This is a genomic window from Rhizorhabdus sp. P4_G5 (genome assembly GCF_056401065.1).
Genome location: NZ_JBFUKB010000003.1, coordinates 649,868 through 667,842, shown reverse-complemented (window position 1 = coordinate 667,842; position 17,975 = coordinate 649,868). Strand labels below are relative to the sequence as shown.

The 17,975-nt window shown below is 64.9% G+C and carries 16 protein-coding genes and 1 pseudogene; 12 read left to right on the top strand and 5 right to left on the bottom strand.

Features of this window, described 5'->3' with window-relative positions; all coding sequences use genetic code 11:
* Window positions 1-65 precede the first annotated feature (65 nt).
* Window positions 66-1,982, top strand: coding sequence for a potassium transporter Kup (locus AC1DQK_RS07595; protein ID WP_477868993.1), 1,917 nt, complete (start codon window positions 66-68; stop codon window positions 1,980-1,982).
* Between the two features lie 20 nt (window positions 1,983-2,002).
* Here the strand turns inward: AC1DQK_RS07595 and AC1DQK_RS07590 are convergent, their stop codons facing one another.
* Window positions 2,003-2,965: a patatin-like phospholipase family protein gene (locus AC1DQK_RS07590; protein ID WP_477868991.1), complete on the bottom strand. Its 963-nt coding sequence runs from the start codon at window positions 2,963-2,965 to the stop codon at window positions 2,003-2,005.
* A gap of 81 nt (window positions 2,966-3,046) precedes the next feature.
* Between AC1DQK_RS07590 and AC1DQK_RS07585 the strand changes: the two are divergent.
* Window positions 3,047-3,286, top strand: a pseudogene (locus AC1DQK_RS07585) (hypothetical protein); the annotation flags it as partial.
* Between the two features lie 22 nt (window positions 3,287-3,308).
* On the opposite strand, the gene AC1DQK_RS07580 reads toward AC1DQK_RS07585, so the two are convergent.
* Window positions 3,309-5,963, bottom strand: a complete 2,655-nt coding sequence (locus AC1DQK_RS07580; protein ID WP_477868989.1) for an EAL domain-containing protein — start codon at window positions 5,961-5,963, stop codon at window positions 3,309-3,311.
* Between the two features lie 76 nt (window positions 5,964-6,039).
* Window positions 6,040-6,831 (bottom strand): metallophosphoesterase, encoded by a 792-nt coding sequence (locus AC1DQK_RS07575; RefSeq protein ID WP_477868987.1) that lies wholly within the window; start codon window positions 6,829-6,831, stop codon window positions 6,040-6,042.
* 306 nt (window positions 6,832-7,137) lie between these two features.
* On the opposite strand from AC1DQK_RS07575, the gene AC1DQK_RS07570 reads away from it, so the two are divergent.
* From AC1DQK_RS07570 to AC1DQK_RS07535, 8 genes are all read left to right on the top strand, one after another.
* Window positions 7,138-8,028, top strand: a complete 891-nt coding sequence (locus tag AC1DQK_RS07570) for an FkbM family methyltransferase (protein ID WP_477868985.1) — start codon at window positions 7,138-7,140, stop codon at window positions 8,026-8,028.
* A gap of 10 nt (window positions 8,029-8,038) precedes the next feature.
* The gene (locus tag AC1DQK_RS07565) at window positions 8,039-8,896 is read left to right on the top strand and encodes an FkbM family methyltransferase (protein WP_477868983.1); all 858 of its coding nucleotides are present in this window, start codon (window positions 8,039-8,041) and stop codon (window positions 8,894-8,896) included.
* A gap of 174 nt (window positions 8,897-9,070) precedes the next feature.
* Window positions 9,071-10,408: a class I SAM-dependent methyltransferase gene (locus tag AC1DQK_RS07560; protein WP_477868981.1), complete on the top strand. Its 1,338-nt coding sequence runs from the start codon at window positions 9,071-9,073 to the stop codon at window positions 10,406-10,408.
* A gap of 113 nt (window positions 10,409-10,521) precedes the next feature.
* Window positions 10,522-11,514 (top strand): KpsF/GutQ family sugar-phosphate isomerase, encoded by a 993-nt coding sequence (locus AC1DQK_RS07555; RefSeq protein WP_477868980.1) that lies wholly within the window; start codon window positions 10,522-10,524, stop codon window positions 11,512-11,514.
* Window positions 11,515-11,530: 16 nt separating this feature from the next.
* A complete protein-coding gene (locus tag AC1DQK_RS07550) occupies window positions 11,531-12,334 on the top strand; it encodes a 3-deoxy-manno-octulosonate cytidylyltransferase (protein WP_477868978.1) in 804 nt (267 codons plus the stop codon).
* A 10-nt stretch (window positions 12,335-12,344) separates the two neighbouring features.
* Window positions 12,345-13,370 (top strand): phytanoyl-CoA dioxygenase family protein, encoded by a 1,026-nt coding sequence (locus AC1DQK_RS07545; protein WP_477868976.1) that lies wholly within the window; start codon window positions 12,345-12,347, stop codon window positions 13,368-13,370.
* Between the two features lie 63 nt (window positions 13,371-13,433).
* On the top strand, window positions 13,434-14,624 hold the full coding sequence (locus tag AC1DQK_RS07540) for a hypothetical protein (RefSeq protein ID WP_477868974.1): 1,191 nt from the start codon (window positions 13,434-13,436) through the stop codon (window positions 14,622-14,624).
* A gap of 4 nt (window positions 14,625-14,628) precedes the next feature.
* Window positions 14,629-15,096, top strand: a complete 468-nt coding sequence (locus AC1DQK_RS07535; RefSeq protein ID WP_477868972.1) for a YbaK/EbsC family protein — start codon at window positions 14,629-14,631, stop codon at window positions 15,094-15,096.
* A gap of 59 nt (window positions 15,097-15,155) precedes the next feature.
* Here the strand turns inward: AC1DQK_RS07535 and AC1DQK_RS07530 are convergent, their stop codons facing one another.
* On the bottom strand, window positions 15,156-15,536 hold the full coding sequence (locus tag AC1DQK_RS07530; protein WP_477868970.1) for a hypothetical protein: 381 nt from the start codon (window positions 15,534-15,536) through the stop codon (window positions 15,156-15,158).
* Between the two features lie 96 nt (window positions 15,537-15,632).
* Entirely contained in the window at window positions 15,633-16,136 is a 504-nt protein-coding gene (locus tag AC1DQK_RS07525; RefSeq protein ID WP_477868968.1) for a DNA-deoxyinosine glycosylase, read from the bottom strand.
* Between the two features lie 80 nt (window positions 16,137-16,216).
* Here AC1DQK_RS07525 and AC1DQK_RS07520 point away from each other — a divergent pair, with 80 nt between their 5' ends.
* Both AC1DQK_RS07520 and AC1DQK_RS07515 read left to right on the top strand, forming a co-directional pair.
* Window positions 16,217-17,215 carry a cysteine synthase A gene (locus AC1DQK_RS07520; protein WP_477868966.1) on the top strand — a complete coding sequence of 333 codons (999 nt, stop codon included), beginning with the start codon at window positions 16,217-16,219 and terminating at the stop codon, window positions 17,213-17,215.
* A 7-nt stretch (window positions 17,216-17,222) separates the two neighbouring features.
* Window positions 17,223-17,543, top strand: a complete 321-nt coding sequence (locus AC1DQK_RS07515; protein ID WP_477868965.1) for a hypothetical protein — start codon at window positions 17,223-17,225, stop codon at window positions 17,541-17,543.
* Window positions 17,544-17,975: the final 432 nt, after the last annotated feature.

Below are 17,975 nucleotides of genomic sequence, written 5' to 3'. Positions count from 1 at the left end.
TTTCCGTGGCTTCACCAACGCAATCCACATGGAATCTTTATGCGGTCACAGCGCAGATCATGGGCATGTCCACGATCGCACAAACTCGCAATTCCGCCCTGGATGGCGAAATCGCGGCCCACGCCGCCGGCCCCAAGGCCGCACTGACCCTCAGTGCCCTCGGAGTCGTATTCGGCGACATCGGCACCAGCCCGCTTTACGCGCTTCAGGCAACGCTCGATCCGCGTTACCATCTCGGCGTGAACGTGACCGATCTCTATGGGATCATCAGCCTGATCTTCTGGTCTTTCATCCTTGTCGTCACGATCAAATATGTCTTCATCGTCATGCGCTGCGACAATCGCGGAGAGGGCGGGAGCCTTGCGCTCTTCGCCCTGATCAACCGGCAATTGGGGGCGGCCGCGCCGCGCCGCTGGCTCCTGATCGGTGCGCTGTTCGCGACGGCGCTGTTCTATGCCGACGCCATGCTGACGCCGGCGATCTCGGTCATCTCGGCAGTCGAGGGGCTCGGCATCGTCAGCAACAGTTTCGAGCCCCATATCGTGTGGATCGGGCTGGCGATCCTGATTGGCCTGTTCGCGATCCAGCGGCATGGCACCGAGCGCGTGGGCAAGCTGTTCGGCCCGATCATGCTGCTGTATTTCATTGTGATCGCCGCGATGGGCGCGGTGCACATCAGTGCCTACCCGCAGGTGCTCCGGGCGCTCAGCCCCGTGTACATCTGGGGGTTCTTCGCGGCTCACCCGTTCTACGCGTTCCTGTCGCTGGGCGCGGTCATCTACGCCGTCACGGGCGCGGAAGCGCTTTATGCGGACATGGGTCATTTCGGACGCAGGCCGATCACCGCCGCCTGGCTCTTTATCGTCATTCCCGCACTGATGCTGAATTATATGGGCCAGGCAGCGATGCTCCTTCAGCATCCGGAATTTGCCGACAATCCGTTCTTCCATATGGTCCCGGCCTCGCTGACGATCCCCCTGCTGGTGATCGCGACGCTCGCGACCATCATCGCCAGCCAAGCCGTCATCTCCGGTGCTTTCTCGGTGACCCAGCAGGCGATCCAGCTCGGTTTCCTGCCCAGGATGCGGATCGCGCACACCTCCTCGCGGGCGAAAGGGCAAATCTATGTGCCGGCGGTCAACTGGGCGCTCGCGGCGATGGTCGCGCTACTGGTCGTCACGTTCCGCCATTCGGCCGCCATGCTGCCGGCCTATGGGCTCGCGGTCGTCGGCACGATGCTGATCACCACCCTGATGCAATATGTCGTCGTGTTCCGCATATGGAAGGCGCCGCTCTGGCGCGGCGCGATCGGCTTCGCCACCTTCATCACCATCGACGTGATCTTCCTCGCATCGGGAGTGGCCAAGCTGTTCGAAGGCGCGTGGTTCCCGATCCTGGTCGGCTCGCTGATATTCATTCTGCTCAGCACCTGGGCCTCGGGACGCCGGCTGATGCGCGAAAGGCTGGCGGAAGACGCGCTGCCGCTGCCCGTATTCGTCAGGTCGGCGGCCAGCTCGGCCCACCGCGTCCGCGGAACGGCGGTGTTCCTGTCGGCGTCGGCCGAAGCCATCCCTGCCGCGCTGCTGCACAATCTGAAGCACAACCAGGTGTTGCACGAGCGCGTGCTGATTCTGACCGTGCAGGTCGACGAAACACCTTATGTGGAGACCGGTCGGCGGTTCGAGACCTCCTCCGTCGGGGACGGGTTCTACCGCGTGATACTGCATTACGGCTTCATGGAGGAGGTCGATATCCCGCGCGAGCTTGCCGACCTGAAAACGATCGGTGAGCCGTTCGCGATGATGAGCACCAGCTTCTTCCTCAGTCGACAGAAGCTGATAGCCTCGAAGGATCAGCCGGGCATGGCGCTGTGGCGCGAACGACTGTTTGCCGGAATGACCAGGAGTTCGGAAAGCGCGATGGAATATTTCAAGCTGCCGACCAACCGGGTGGTGGAGCTGGGCAGCCAGCTCAAGATTTAGGTCAGCGAATGAGGATCATCTCAACTTAACAGCGGTTCGAGTGCTTCCCACTCACGCTCGACCGCGCGGCGGCCGGCGTCGATCGCGGCACGGATCTTCGCTGGGTCGAATTCGAGCGTCTCGGAATATTCCTCGTCGGGCTCGATGATCCGGATCGGCGCGAAGCGATAGCGCGCGATCTGAACGTCGAGCGGCCGAAGGATGCGCGCTGCCTGCGCGCCTCCGATGCCTTCGGCTTGCAGCGCACGAAGCTGCGCTTCGCGCGCCGCGATCAGATCGTTGATCAGCGCGGCGCCGGCCAAATCGTTGGCCGATACCTCCGACTGCAGGATATCCACCGCCCGCAACCCGATCTTGATCAAATTGCCGTAGGTGCGGACCCGCCCCGGTTGCGGTGCGGGTGACGCGCGCACCGCAATCACGCCGCGCGGGTTCAGCTCCAGCGCAGTGCTGAGCGGCGTCACGTCGCGCACTCCGCCGTCGACCCATTGTTCCTCGGTTCCGTCACGGGCGCGCGTCTTCAACGGATCGAAGAAAAGCGGCATCGCGCAGCTCGCATAGACCCAATTGTGGATGCCAGGCACGCTTTCGTCGATGCTGCGATAGGTGCCGGCGCCGAGGTTGACGACGCCGAGCCGCAACTTGCGCCCGCTCGCTGCCAGCTTCTCCTCGTCGGCGAAGCCCTTGATGAGACGCTTCAGCGGCGCAGCGTCGTAGATCGCATCCTCGCCGAGAATCCCGCCGACGACACCGAGCGGACGTTCCTTGTAGATCGAGCCATTGCCCTTGATGCCGAGCCAGGCGTCCAGCAAGCCGGGCACATCGTCCTGCGCGATCCCCAGCGCTTGGATGGCGCCGGTCGAGACCCCGGCGGCGATATCGACCCGAACGCCGCGATTGACGACGAGCTCATGGATGACACCGACCTGAAAGGCGCCCTTGGCGCCGCCGCCGCTCAGCACAATGGCTAGACCGCCTGCCATATCGGCTCTCCTTAACAACGGACGAGATTACAGGAATTCAGGCAGTGAGTCTGCTGCTCATAGCCGCAAGGCGCTGGATCGCCCTGCCGGTCGCCGGCCGTCGGGGGCCGCGCGCGCTGCCGGATGCATGGCGGCAAGGGCAGCGGCGCGCCGCGCGGCAATCGCCACGCCTGGAAGCATGGCGTGCGCTCCGGCCGGATCAGGGCGATCGCCCGCTATCTGCCCGACTGCCGGGCGCTGCTGGACTCGATCCCGTTCGGATTGAACCGGATCGATCCCAGGTTTTGTCCGTTTTCCGGGATTTTCCGAGCCGGCAGATGATTCCATCTGCCTCGAAATCCCTCTATCCCGCTGCGCTTCGCATCATGCGCTGCGGGCTCATCTGCTCGGCTTCGATCGGCTGGTCGAAAGCCACCCCGAACCGGTCCTCGTCGGCCCAGCGGATCACCCCGCCCACCGGCCGGCCGTCGCCGAAATCGAGCGTCACGGTTTCGCCCGGCCGAAAGCCGATCCCGCATTCGATCATCGCGCCGGAGCGCGAAAGGTTGCGGACGCGGCCGGTATCGACGCCATGCCGGCTGCGGACAGTGGCCGCTCGCAGCACCGCGACGCGCGGATCGCGGGTCACCAGCAGCGCCGGCATGACAAGCTTGCCCGACCCCGAAACCCGCGCGCGGGCCTCGTCCGACAGCATCGGGCGGCCGAAGATATAGCCCTGGATATGGCTGCAGCCGAGCGAGCGGATCAGCGCCAGCTCCTCGGGGGTCTCGGCGCCCTCGGCGGTCGTCTCCATCTCCAGGCTCTCGGCCAGCGCGACGATCGCCCGGACGATGGCGGCGTTGCGGTTGCCTGGCACGGCGGCGCCCTGCACGAAGCTCTGGTCGATCTTGATCTTGTTGAACGGCGCCTTCTTCAGATAGCCGAGCGACGAATAGCCGGTGCCGAAATCGTCGAGCGCGAAGCGGACGCCGATCGCCTTGAGCTTCGCGAACATCGCGTCGGTCGCGGCATCGTCGTTCAGGAACACGCCCTCGGTAATCTCGAGCTCGAGCCGGTGGGGCGGTAGCTGGGCCGCGGCCAGCGCGCTCATCACGATGCCGGGCAGCGCAGGGCTGGCGAACTGGATCGGCGAGATGTTGACGGCAACGCGCACCGGATCGGGCCAGTTCGCCGCTTCCAGGCAGGCGGTGCGCAGCACCCATTCGCCGATCTGCGCGATCAGCCCGATTTCCTCGGCGATCGGGATGAACTCGCTGGGCGACACCGGCCCGCGCGTCGGATGATTCCAGCGCGCCAGCGCCTCGAAGCAGACGATCGTCTCGCTCTCCGCGTCGACCACCGGCTGGTAGACGAGATGCAGCCCACCCTCGTTCATCACCTTGCGCAGGTCCATTTCGAGCAGCCGCCGCTCCTTGGCGGTGGCATGCATCTCGGGCTCGTAGAAGCGGTGGACGCCCTTGCCGTCCGCCTTGGCCGCGTAGAGCGCGAGATCGGCGTTGCGGACCAGCTTGTCGGCGCTCGCGCCATCGTCGGGCGCCATGGCGATGCCGATCGACGCGCCGATCGAGACATGCGCGCCCTCGATCGAATAGGGCTTTGACAGCTCGGCGATGATGGCGGCGGCCAGGGTCGCCAGCCGGCTCTTGTCGACGATGCCGGGCAGCACGATGTTGAACTCGTCGCCGCCGAGCCGGCCGACCTGGCCGTCATTATGGACCACCTTGTTCAGGCGATCGGCGACCTGACGCAGCAATATGTCCCCGATCGGGTGGCCCAGCGTGTCGTTGACGGTCTTGAAGCGGTCGAGGTCGAGCATGAACAGCGCGGTGCGCTGGGCGCGCCCCGATCCATCGTGCAGCGACTCGTCGAGCGTGCGGCGCATCAGGATGCGGTTGGGCAGGCCGGTCAGCGCATCGTAGCTCGCCAGCCGCTTCACCTCGGCTTCGGAACGGCGCATCTCGGTCAGGTCGGTGCCGCTACCGCGAAAGCCCAGGAAGCTGCCATATTCGTCGAAGGCTGGTCGTCCGGACAGCGACCACCAGCGGACATCCTGCCCGGCCGCGGCGCGCACCGCGATCTCGGAAAAGGCGAGGCGGGTGGACAGGTGGAAGCCCAGCGTGCGTTCGCCGTCGCCGGTCCCGCGCACATCGCGCCGCTCGTGCAGGACGAGGCCGGTCATCGGCGTCCCGAGAAGATCGTCGACCGACAGGTCGAGCGCGGCCGCGATCTGCGGCGAGATATAGCTGAGCAGGCCGCGCGCGTCGGTCTCCCAGAACCAGCCGCGCCGGTTCTCCTCGAACTCGCGGAGCAGCACCGCCGCCTTCAGCGCCGAGGCCGCGTTGGCGAGCCAGCGGCGCGAGGCCAGGTAGCTGCGCTCCGAAATGCCGCCGAGCGCGACCGTGGCGATACCCAGCAGCGGGACCAGGATGACCAGCGCCATCCAGTCGTTCACCACCAGCGCGACGCTGATCGACAGGGTCAGCCACAGCGCCAGCGCGGCGGTGGGCACGGGCGCGAACACCAGTGTCGTGATCACGAGCAGCGCCGAATAGGCGACCGCCGCGATCGGCCAGTTCGCAGAAGTCATGTCGCGCGCGGCGCCCAGCATCCAGGCCGACCAGCACAGGCCCTGCGCCAGCCCGAACAGCGCGACCAGTGCGTGCATCTGTTCGGGCGATCTGCGCGCCGGCCGCTTGTGGCGGGCGAGGTGGCGGATGACGGTACCTGCAGCCAGGAGCAGGCCCAGCGGCGCAACGATCGACCCCAGCGCGAGGTTCAGTCGCGGCGCCCGCACCAGCCAGAGGCCACAGGCGACGGCGGCGTTCGCCAGCAGCAGCATCGGCATGGCGTCGACCGCCATGCGGACGCGATTGGCGAGCGACTGCTGGTCATGCTCGCCGGCGCGCGGAAACAGGCCGCGCACGAAGCGAAAACGGATCGCATCGATCTCATCCAGGGCTTCGACGGCAAGAGCCGATCGTCCACGCACCCGCCGCATGCGGCGCATCCTCCTCGTTATCGGCGAGGCGCCCCSCCGGTCCCCCGGCMGCGGGCGCCCGCCCCCGATTCGGTGCTTAACCCAGGCTGCTTAATTTCGTTTGAACTTCGCCATCGACGACGCTGGCGCGCACCAGCCACCGGCGGTCGCCTTCCAGGCCCAGCGCGGTCAGCACGCCGGTCCGATAGGCGCCGGTGTCGATGCCGATGCGATTCGCCTGGACGTCGGGCTCGGTCGAGATCGAGTGGCCATGGACGATGCACGCGCCGAGATCGCCACGATGTTGCAGGAACTCGTGGCGGATCCACCGCATGTCGCTCGAATTCTGCTCTTCGAGCGCAACCCCCGGCCGAATGCCGGCATGGACGAACACATAGTCGCCGAAGCGGATAGCATCCGGCAGACTGTCGAGGAACTGGCGATGCCGCTCCGGGATATAGTGCCGCAGCGTCTCGACCGGCGGCAGCTGTTCGCCGAGCGTCGACACCGGGACGCCATAGCTGGCCAGCGTCTCATAGCCCCCGAACTTCAGCCACAGATTCTCGCTGCGGTCCTCCAGCGGATCGAGCGCCCGCAGCATCGCCTCCTCATGGTTGCCCATCAGCACGTGGAAGGTCGCGAAGCCGGGGAGATAGCCGAGCGCGAACTCGATCGTCTCCGCCGAATAGGGGCCGCGGTCGACCAGGTCGCCGAGCAGCACGACATGGTTGTCGGCCGGCGCGCGGGCGGCGATATCGTCGCGGATCTGCGCCAGCAGCGGCAGCAGCAGGTCGAGCCGGCCATGGACGTCGCCGACCGCATAGACCCGCTGGCCAGCGGGAATCTGCGGCCGGGACGCATCGCCGCGCCGGGCGGTCAGCGTATTCATCCGCTGCAACCAGCCCCTGTCGCCGCCCTGCCCAAATCCAGCCTGGTTCAAATCTGCCTCCGCACGGGAGAATATGGCGGTGCACTGGAGGAATGGCAATGCTGGCGGGCGGGACCATCTGCATGGTTGAAAGACCAGCTTCATGGGGCCATAGCGTGGCCGATCTTCAATTTCAGCACTCCGCAGGGGGAATATTGGTTTTCCGTGAATTGTCAGCGTCGGCCTGGTCATCGATCGTCGCGCTGCCCTGTTCGGCTCCCGGTGAGCGCGCGCCTGGCGCCGCCGTGAACGCGGGACAACGCTGAAATGTCGCTGTTCAGCGCGCTGAAGCGTGCGGTCAGGGCCCCTGCCGCAACCGTCGAGGGCAAGCCGCTGTTCGACATCGCCAGCCTGCAGCCGGGCAGCCGCGGCCGCAACCAGGCGATCATTCGCGGACTGTGCGATAATGCCTATCTCGGCGACAACAGTTCACTCTGCCGCGTGCTGGGCCGGTATAGCATGTTCGTCGACACAACCGATCTCGGGTTTTCGAGCCACATGCTGCTCAGCGGCTATTGGGAGATGTGGGTCACCGAAGCCTTTGTGACGCGCGTGCGGCCGGGCATGCATGTCGTCGATTGCGGTGCGAACCTCGGCTATTTCACGCTCATCATGGCGGATCTGGTCGGCGAAACCGGCCATGTCGACGCGTTCGAGCCCAATCCGGCGATCGCGGCGAAGCTCGCCAAGACCATCGAAGTGAACGGCTTTCTCGGGCGGACTACCCTGCACCGGGCCGCCTTGGGCCGCGCCAGCGGAGAAGCGATCCTCCAGATCCCGCCGCACGAACCCAAGAACGCCTATCTTAGCCCGCATCCAGCACGAGCGGAGGATATCGCCGCGAACATCCCGATCCTGCGTCTCGACGAGCTCCCGGGCGCCGATACGATCGATCTGATCAAGATCGACGTCGAGGGCGCCGAAGAGCATGTCTGGGCCGGGATGCAGGGTATTCTCGACAGCCGGCGGCCCCTTACCGTCATCCTCGAATTCACGGCGGCGCGCTATGGCGACCCGGGCGGGTTCCTCGACACGATAATGTCCAGCGGCTTCTCGTCGGCCCATATCGACTATGAGGCAGGCGTCGTTCCGACGACGCGCGAGGAGATCCTGGCAAGACCCGCGCATGTCGATCAGATGCTGGTCTTTACTCGCTAGGATTCGACCGATGGGCCATCCCCTGAACTACGCGTTTCTCGCGCACCGCCGATCATGGCTCCGCCGCTGGCCGCGTTTGCAGATTTTGCTGCGCGAGCTCTATCTCAGGCATATGGCGTGGGCGATCCGCCTCGATGACGAGATGATCCTTTGCCGTATCCTCGGCCGTTACAAGCTCTATGCCGACCCTTCGGATCGGAGTATCTCACCGCATCTGATCATGCAGGGCTATTGGGAACCGCGAACCACCGAAGTCATCATCGATTTGATGAGGCACGGCATGACGGCCATCGATGTCGGCGCCAATCTCGGCTATTTTACCATCGTCATGGCGGCTGTCGGCGGAACTCCTGGACGGGTGCTGGCCTTCGAACCGAACCCGGGAACGGCGAAACGGTTGCGGGAATCCTTGTTGCTCAACGGTTTTCAGACCCGCGTGGATCTCCATGAGGTCGTGCTTGGCGCGACGGATGGCGAGGAGGTCAACCTCCTCCTGTCTTTCAACCATCCCGGCGGCACCCAGGTTACCTCGCTCACCCCCGACGGGCCGAACTTCATCAAGGCGCGGACCCGACGTCTGGATGGTGTGCCAGGGGCGCTCGATGCAGCGCTGGTCAAGATCGACGCAGAGGGCATGGAGGAAGAGATCTGGCGCGGGATGACTGCGATGATCGCGGGCGATCGTCTCCGCAACGTGATCGTGGAGTTCACGCCATCGAGCTATAAGAACGCCCCAGCCATGCTGGACGAAGCCGAAGCGGCAGGCTTCAGGATTTCGAGCATCGACGACGAACGCGGCATCTGTTCTATCAGCCGCTCCGATATACTGCACGGCGCAGCGCAGCAAATGCTTATCTTCCAGCGCTGATCTCGCGACTTTGCAGCGCCGAGCTCAGCGCTGTGGGGCAGCCCTCTGATCTGCGTTGTTGAAACGTTGCGCTCGCGGTCATACAGGGACGCTCCTACCATGACCATCAACAGCCCCCTGTCCGCAGAGCGTTCGCCGCGTCCGATTTTACCGCTGCGAGGATGGGCCGCGCGATTGGCTCAGCGTTATAGGGCACGCTTCCTCACGTTGCTGCGCAGCGCCCCCAAGGTGCGCCTGCCCGGCTTTTTCTTTCCGAATGGCCATGCCAGCGGCGTCGTCGATCATGGCGGAACGGATGCACGGCTGGTGTCAGGTTATATGTTTCATAGCGATTACATCGCGGCGGCCGGCACCGGCATAGATTTCGAGGTGGGCCTCAAGGGCCTCACGGCGCAAGCGGGTGAACTGACGCTGACGATCAACCGGCTCGATGATCGCGGGCAGACTGAGGTGGTCAAAACTAAGCAATGGCCGCTGCGTCGCCTTGCTGCTGGTGGAGGCCGGATCGAGTTAGCGGTGTCGGCGGACCCGGACCATAGCTACGCGCTCATCGGAACGCTTTCGTCCGATGCCGACGCCTATGCCGATGAGATCGAAATCAGCGCGATCGGCGGCGAACCCGACCACGCCCTGGTAGCGCGGCTCGATACGGCGCGGCGCGATTTCCTGTCGGAGCCGGGTACCGGTACGCTGAAAAACATCGTCGTTGATAGGAAGGCCACGCTGGTCGAACCGATTTCCCAGATGTGCACGGCGCATCAGATGCAGGAGCCTATTTTCCGGGAATTGTCCGACCGGCTTGGCCAGCCCAACTCATTGCACCGCAAGCATTGGGAATTCGCCTTTATTCTGCGCGCGCTTGAATATCATGGCGCCATTGCGCCTGGTCATCGCGGGCTCGGTTTCGGGGTGGGTGTCGAACCGATGTCATCGCTGTTCGCCGCTGCCGGTTGCGAGGTGCTTGCAACCGACCTGCCGACCGAGGACGATCGCGCAAAGATTTGGGGCGACACCGCGCAACTGGGCGGAAATCTCAGGGAGATGCATTATCCCGGGCTATGCAGCGAGGCCGATTTCTTCGCGCGCGTCTCCTATCGACCTGTCGACATGAACGCGATCCCCGCCGATCTTACCGATTTCGACTTCACATGGTCGTCCTGCGCCTATGAACATCTGGGATCGATCGAGGCAGGCCTGCAATTCTTCGAGAACTCGCTGCGATGCCTCAAAAAGGGAGGCCTGGCGGTGCACACTACCGAACTGAACCTCAGCTCGAACGAGGGAACGCTCGAAGGCGGGGCGACCGTGCTGTTTCGCCGCGCCGACTTCGAGTTATTGTCCCGTCGCCTGATCGCCGCGGGGCACGAGGTTTTTCCCATCACCTTCGATAGCGGCGACAGCGAACTCGACCGCCTCATCGATGTGCCGCCGTACAGCAGCGATCCCCATCTGAAACTCGCACTATTGCGTTGGGTATCAACGTCTTTCGGAATGATCGTGCGTAAGGGCTAATCGGCGCCAGCCCGGCCGCGGCGTCCATTTTGGTGCATTGCCGCAATTAAGATGTTGCAACAAATGCCGGCGTGGCTATTTTGCGCCGACGCTAGGGGGCCAGGGAGACGAGCGTGATAACACACGACATCCGGTCCAACGCGACCAATCTGAACATTTTGTCCCGGGGTCGGGAGGTCTTGAAGGCCGAGATCGATGCCTTGGTTCAGCTCGAGGCATCTCTCGACGACAGCTTTTCCGCAGCGGTGCGGCTACTGGAATCGACCAGGGGCCGGATCGTCGTTACCGGCATGGGCAAGTCGGGCCACGTGGCGCGCAAGATCGCTGCCACGCTGTCCGCTACGGGCTCTCCGGCCATCTTCATCCATCCCGCCGAGGCCGCGCATGGCGATCTCGGCATGGTGCAGCACGGCGACACCATGATCGTCCTGTCCAATTCGGGTGCCACCACCGAATTGACGCCGATCATGCAGCATTGCCGCAGCCTCCGCATCCGCATCATCGGCATCGCTTCGCGCGCCGATTCTCCGGTCATGCAGGCTGCCGATGTGCGGCTGCTGCTGCCGCAAGTGCGAGAAGCCTGCCCCAGCAACATCGCACCGACCACCTCGACCATAATGATGCTGGCGCTCGGCGATGCACTGGCGATGGCGCTCATGGACGTGCGCGGCATCGCGCGGGACAGCCTGAAGCTCCTGCATCCCGGTGGAGCAATCGGCCTTCGGCTGATGGCGGTCACCGAGATGATGCACAGCGGCGCCAGTCTTCCGTTGGTGGCGCTCGATACGCCGATGCGCGACGTGATCATGACGATGACCTCGATCGGCTTCGGTGTTGCAGGCGTCGCCGATGACGATGGCCGGCTCGTCGGCGTGATCACCGATGGCGATTTGCGGCGCCACATCGGCGATCTGTTGGATGGCACCGCGGCCCAGGTCATGACCGCCAGCCCCAAGACCGTCCCGCCCGACACGCTCGCCGAAGATGCGCTGATGATCATGAACGACTGCAAGATCACCACCGTCTTCGTGATGGAAGAGGACCGCCCGGACTATCCGGCTGGCATCGTCCATATTCATGACTTCGTGCGCTACGGGCTGAGCTAGGTTTGAAATTCCTGCCATGACCGATCTCGCGGTCATCATCCCCGCACGCTATCGATCGTCCCGCTACCCGGCCAAACCCCTGGCGCTGCTCGTGGGCGCCGGCGGCGTGGCCAAACCGCTGGTACAGCGCAGCTGGGAATGCGCGGCGACGATCACCGATCGGGGATCTATCTGGATCGCTACTGATGACGACCGCATCGCCGATGCCGTGCGCGGCTTTGGCGGACAGGTGGTGATGACTGCGGAGAGTTGCGCCAACGGCACCGAGCGTTGCGCCGACGCGATCGCCCGGCTGGGCATCAAGCCGCAAACGGTGGTCAACCTCCAGGGCGACGCGCCGCTCACGCCGGCCCATGTCGTGACCGCGCTGGTCGATGCCCTGCGGGCCACTCCGGACGTGGCGATGACGACGCCCGCGATCCGTTGCTCCCGGAGCGTCTATAGCCACCTCGTGGAGGACCAGGCCCAAGGCCGCGTCGGCGGTACGACGGTCGTGTTCGGCAGCGACCATCGCGCGCTGTATTTTTCGAAGCGGGTGATCCCGCATCTTCCGCCCGATGCCGCAGCCCAGGCTTTTCCCCCTGTCCACCTCCATCTCGGCGTCTATGCCTATCGGCCCGAGGCGCTGCGCCGCTATGTCGCCTTGGGCCCGTCCGAGATCGAGCAGCTCGAAGGGCTGGAACAGCTTCGCTTCCTCGATGGTGGCATAGCGGTCGGCGTGGTCCCGTTCGAGCCGCTTGGCTGGGATGCGATCGAGTTGAACAACCCAACGGACGTGGCTCCGATCGAAGCCGTACTCAAAGCGCGCGGAATCGCATAAGAACCGCTGCATGACCGGTTCGATCCTGCGCTTGCTGCTTGCGCCCTGGTGGGCGATGCAACTTCTGACCGGCGCGAAATCCTTTCTCGATAATCCGCTGATCGGGTCGGAACGCCTCAACCGGCGTGGCCTGCATGTGCGCCGCGTCAAGCTTGCACATGCGATGGCCGAGCGCCGCCGCACCCGGCTCGCGAAGCGGGCGGACCCCGTCGACATTGCATCGTTCGAAAGCAACGGCTTCGTCATGAAACGCGACTTCCTGCCGCCCGACATCTTCGCGGCGCTTCGTGAGCAACTGCTCGCATGGCAGGGGCCTGCGCGCGAAATGGTCCAGGGCGACACCATCACCCGCCGCTACGCGGCCGACCCCGAATTGCTGGATGCGGTCCCTGCGATGCGCGCCTTTCTGCGCGATCGGCGCTGGCGCGCGCTGGCGAGATATGTGGCGAGCTTCGACATCGAGCCGCTGCTTTACGTCCAGGCGATCCTCAGCCAGCGTTACGACGCGGCGCCGGATCCCCAGACAAACCTCCACGCGGACACCTTTCACCCGACGATGAAGGCCTGGCTGTTCCTCGAAGACGTGACACTCGAAGACGGTCCGCTGACCTATGTCGCCGGATCGCACCGACTGACCCCGGAGCGGCTGGCATGGGAGCAAGGTCGCAGCCTTACAGCCCGGAGCGAGGGAGATTATCTTTCGGCACGCGGCTCGTTCCGGATCGAAAGGGGGCAATTGACGTCTCTTGGCCTGCCGGAGCCGACCGCCTTTGCCGTTCCGGCCAATACGCTCGTCATCGCGGATACCTTCGGCTTCCATGCGCGAGGCCGCAGCGAGCGGGCGTCTACCCGCCTGGAACTGTTCGCCTATAGCCGCCGCAACCCGTTCCTCCCCTTCGCCGGGCTCGACATCTGGAGCCTGCCGGGAATCGCCGAGCGCCGAGTGCCACTGTTATGGCTCACCCATGACATCTACCGGCGCTGGATCGGCCAACCTTGGGCCAAGGCTGGCCGCAAACGTCCCCATGAAGGATAATCCCGTCGCAGCGAGAGCGGCTTCGCTGGATATCCCAGCGCTCCACCGCTAAGAGCCGCGATCATGGATGCCAATATCAAGGACGCGGTCCGCACGCTCGATCCCTTCGGATTCCTGATCGGGCATAGCAGTGCTATCCGTTCGCTCGGCGGGGCGGAACGCGGCCCCGATCCACGCTATGTCTTCCACACGCCTTATGTGGAGTTCCCACCCGGCCGGCTGATCTTCCATATCAGGTTCGACGGGTTGAAGGCGAGCTTTGGCGAACTTCAGGTCAACATCAATGCCTTCATCCCGGATAGCGGCCGCGACGCCGTTTTCGTCACCTCATCGCGCCTGCATCTTCCGGATCGTGCCGCCGCGGAGCGCGGGCTGACCATCTCGATCCTCAGCGTGGCGGGCGCTGCCTATGCCGCATACGGCTTTTGCACGGGCGGAACCGACGCCAGCGCATCGGGCCTGACCATCACGGTGGAGGAGCTCGAAGCGGCCGAGGGACGCGCGGCCGAGGAATTGCTGCTGCCGACCCGGCTCGGCACGGCCGCCCTAGATATGCCGTCGAGGCTGATCGAGGACGTCAGGCCATCATTCCGTGACCCGGTATCGCAGGCGATGACCGAGGATCAGTTTGCGGAACCCGACTTCGGCCGGTGGGCGGCGACATTGACCCCAGCTCCGCCGAGCAATGCCGCACGCTGGGAACTCGCCTTTATCGCCCAGGTGCTGGATCGGTATGAAATGCTGCGCCCCGGCGGCCGCGGCCTTGCTTTCGGACGTGCAGGCAGGGCGCTTGCGCCGGCCATGAGCGCCGCTGGCTGCGAAGTCTTGCTGGCTCTGCCGGCCGAAGAGGGAACGCCAAATTTCGCGGCGGATCCTTTGCCGTGCGCACGGCTCGATACCCAGCCCGCTCCCGATGGCGCCCTGCCGGCTGTCCTGCTGTCGATGGCGGAGACGGCCGCCGATCAGCGAGGGTTCGATTTCACCTGGTCGATCGGCGTGGCCACCCAGGCCTATGCCGCGGGCAATTTGGTCCCGGCGCTGCTCGATATGATGAAGCTGCTCCGACCTGGGGGCTATGCAGTGCACATGCTCGACATGGCGGTCGCGGCCGGCGGCCCCATTCCCCGAGCGGAGTTGGAGCGCACCGCCATCACCTTGATCTCGCGCGGCTTCAGCGTCGCCCAGCTTAATTTCGGCGGCTCAGCCGTTCGCGGGAATAGCGTCCCCTTCGGTCTCATCGTCCGCAAGGGCTGAATCCATGAGCCTCGACTCCGTCCGCGCCTTCTTTGCGGAGCATGCGCCCGAGATCACTATCATCACGCAGGCAGCGAGCACCGCCACCGTCGACGAGGCCGCCGAGACGCTTGGCGTCCTGCCCGGCCAGATTGCCAAGACGCTGTCGGTGCGAATCGGCGACGCGGTGATGCTGATCGTCGCGCGCGGTGACGCCCGCCTCGACAACCGAAAAGCGAAGGACGCTCTCGGCGGGCGTCCAAGGATGCTGGATCGCGCGGAGGTTGAAGCCCTGACCGGGCACCCCGTGGGCGGTATATGTCCGTTCGGGCTTGCCCGGCCACTGCCGATCTACTGCGACATCTCGCTGCGCGACTTTACTGTCGTCTATCCTGCGGCGGGCGCGCGCACCGCATCGGTGCAGATCAGCCCCGATCGCCTGGCCGCGCTGACCGGCGCCAGCTGGATCGACGTGTGCCACTTGCCTGCATAGGCATAAAAAAGGCCGGCGGAGCATCGCTCGCGCCGGCCTGGCCATTCAAGGGAAAGAGATCAGGCCTTGCAGCTCTGGGCCGGCTTGCCGGGGGCTGCGATCTCGACCTGCGGGCCGTCGCTGCTCACCGAATAGCCATCGGCGGCGTAGGGCTTGCCGGCCTCGGCGGCCTTCAGCATCGTGGGCGTACCCTCCTTCGAGGTCTTGTACGCAGCCGTGTTGTTGCTGAAGAAGTCGACGTAGACGAGGCTGGCGTCCTTGCACCGGTAGGTCCGGCTCTGCGTCACCATCGGCGGAAGCTCAACCGGCGCGGCAGCATTGAGCGCCGCGGCATCGGGATCGGATTCACTGGCAGTGATGGTTTCCGGTTTGCCGCATGCGGTGAGCATGAGAGCGGAGCCGAGAACGGCGGCGGTGATGTAGCGGGTCTGGATGTACATAGCGGCGGTGCTTGTGGTCCTTTTGTGCGGTGCGTCAAGTACAGGAACGCCATGAAGCCTGCATGAACATCGGTTTTTTTGCGATCAGACCCCGGATCAGGTGGAATGTTCCACAAATCTCTGCAGGCGGAGCCAGCTCAGCCGCTTTTCCGGGAAGGCGAGCGTATAGGCCGGACTGCTCGACGGGAGGTCGATCAGCTCCAGTTCGGCCACAGCGCCGATCATCTTGCGGCCGATTCGCGCGGCCGTCCCTCCGTTGAACCCGATTGCGCGCAGGGCAGGCAGGGTCGCCACAAGGGCAGCCAGGTCGTTCGGCCGGTGGTCGCGGATCGCGCCGTCGAGGCTACCCGGACGCACCGCGTCGGCAACGACGTCCCACAGGCCGACACCCGCGGCGCCAAGCAGGGCCAGGCGCTCGGCATATGCGAGTTGATTCAACTCTTCCCGGCCGATCGCCGCGCCGATCAAGCGCCAGAACTGATTTTGCGGATGCGCGTAATAGCGCTCTGCGCGCAGCGATGCCTCGCCCGGTAAGCTGCCCAGCAGCAGCAGACGGGTCTCGGGGCCGACGACGGGCGGAAAACTGGCTTTGCGGGTCATCAACGCCGACAAGCAGCACAGACGAACGCCAAAGAGAAGCTATGTTGGCAAGCGCGACCGCGCTCGGCTAGATTCCGCCAATGGCACAAGACAAGATTGCGCACGACGCGCTCGCTCTCATCGGCAACACCCCGCTTGTGAGACTGAAGGGCCCGAGCGAAGCGACCGGCTGTGAAATTCTCGCAAAGTGCGAATTCATGAACCCTGGCGGTTCGGTCAAGGACCGCGCAGCGCTGGCGATCATCACCGACGCGGAGGAACGCGGCCTGATCGAGCCGGGCGGGATCATCGTCGAGGGCACGGCGGGCAACACCGGCATCGGCCTGGCGCTGGTAGGCAATGCGCGCGGCTATCGCACGATCATCGTGATGACCGACACCCAGAGCCAGGAGAAGCAGGCCACGCTGCGCGCGCTGGGCGCCGAGCTCGTCCTCGTCGCGCCGACCGCTTATTCGAACCCTGCCCATTATGTGCATACATCGCGACGCATAGCCGAGGAGACGCCGGGCGCGCTTTGGGCCAACCAGTTCGACAATACCGCCAATCGACTGGCTCATATCCGTACCACCGCACCTGAGATCTGGGCGCAGACCGGCGGCCGGATCGACGGCTTCACCTGCGCGGTCGGCACCGGCGGCACGCTGGCAGGGGTCGGCCTCGGGCTTAAGGAGTATAGCGAGGATATCGTGATCGGTCTCACCGACCCGCACGGCGCTGCGCTCTACAATTATTTTGCGCATGGCGAACTGAAGGCGGAGGGATCGAGCCTCGCCGAAGGCATTGGGCAGAGCCGGATCACCGCCAATCTCGATGGCGCGCCAGTGGACACCCAGTTCCGCATTTCCGACGAGGAGGGCCTCGAGCAGGCCTTCGCGCTTCTGCAGAACGAGGGGCTGTGCGTCGGTCTTTCCTCCGGCATCAACGTCGCCGGGGCCATCGCGCTCGCCCGGGAGCTGGGGCCGGGCAAGACCGTCGTGACCATCTTGTGCGATTCCGGGATGCGCTATCTCTCGTCGATGTACAATCCGGCCTGGCTGGAGGCAAAAGGACTGCCGGTCCCGGCCCTGCTCAACCGCTGAACGGGACGTGATCGTCGCGACGACGGCGAACGGCTTAACATTTGCAATTGACCTCCGCCCGCGCCTGGCGGAAGTTGGCGCTTATGGGGATTACCGGCTGATGCAGCGCGTGCGGATTGGCATTACCGGCTTGGCCGTGGTGTTCCTGGTCGTGCTGCTGGCTGCCGCCATCGTCGGCTTCCATTCCAAGGACAATGCCACCGGCGGCAATGGCTCGTCGGCTGCCGGCAATAATAGCGAAGTCGCGCCAGCCGACCCGCTGGCCGAACTCGGCGTCGCGCCGGGCGGCACAGCGGGCGACGACCCCGGACCGCAGTCCACGAAATAACGGGGCGGAACTCGGGCTGCGATTCGCACTCGATCGAGTCGCGCGCAAAGCCGCGCCCGCTCCAGCTAGGCGACCGGCCTGAGGCTGTCACCACCGATCCGGGGTAGCGCGGCGCCACTCGCCCTCAATGTTCTCGACATAGTTATCCACAGCCTTGTCCGCACCGGCAGTGCCGGATTCCCGCGCCCCGCGGTCGCGCACAGGTCGCGGCGCTGTCCACGGGATTCCTGAAATCCACAACCTGAAGGCAGCTAAAACCACGAAATGGTATAAAAAGGCTTTGAAAACCCGACCCAAACCAAGTACATCCAGGCGGTGAAATGGGGTTAGGAATATCGCCCGGCGTATTGACGCCTCCCGCCGTCCGGAAAGGGCAGCGCGGCTCCGGCGATCCTCCTCCCCCGAACGGGGTACGCGGTGGCGGCGGGTGCG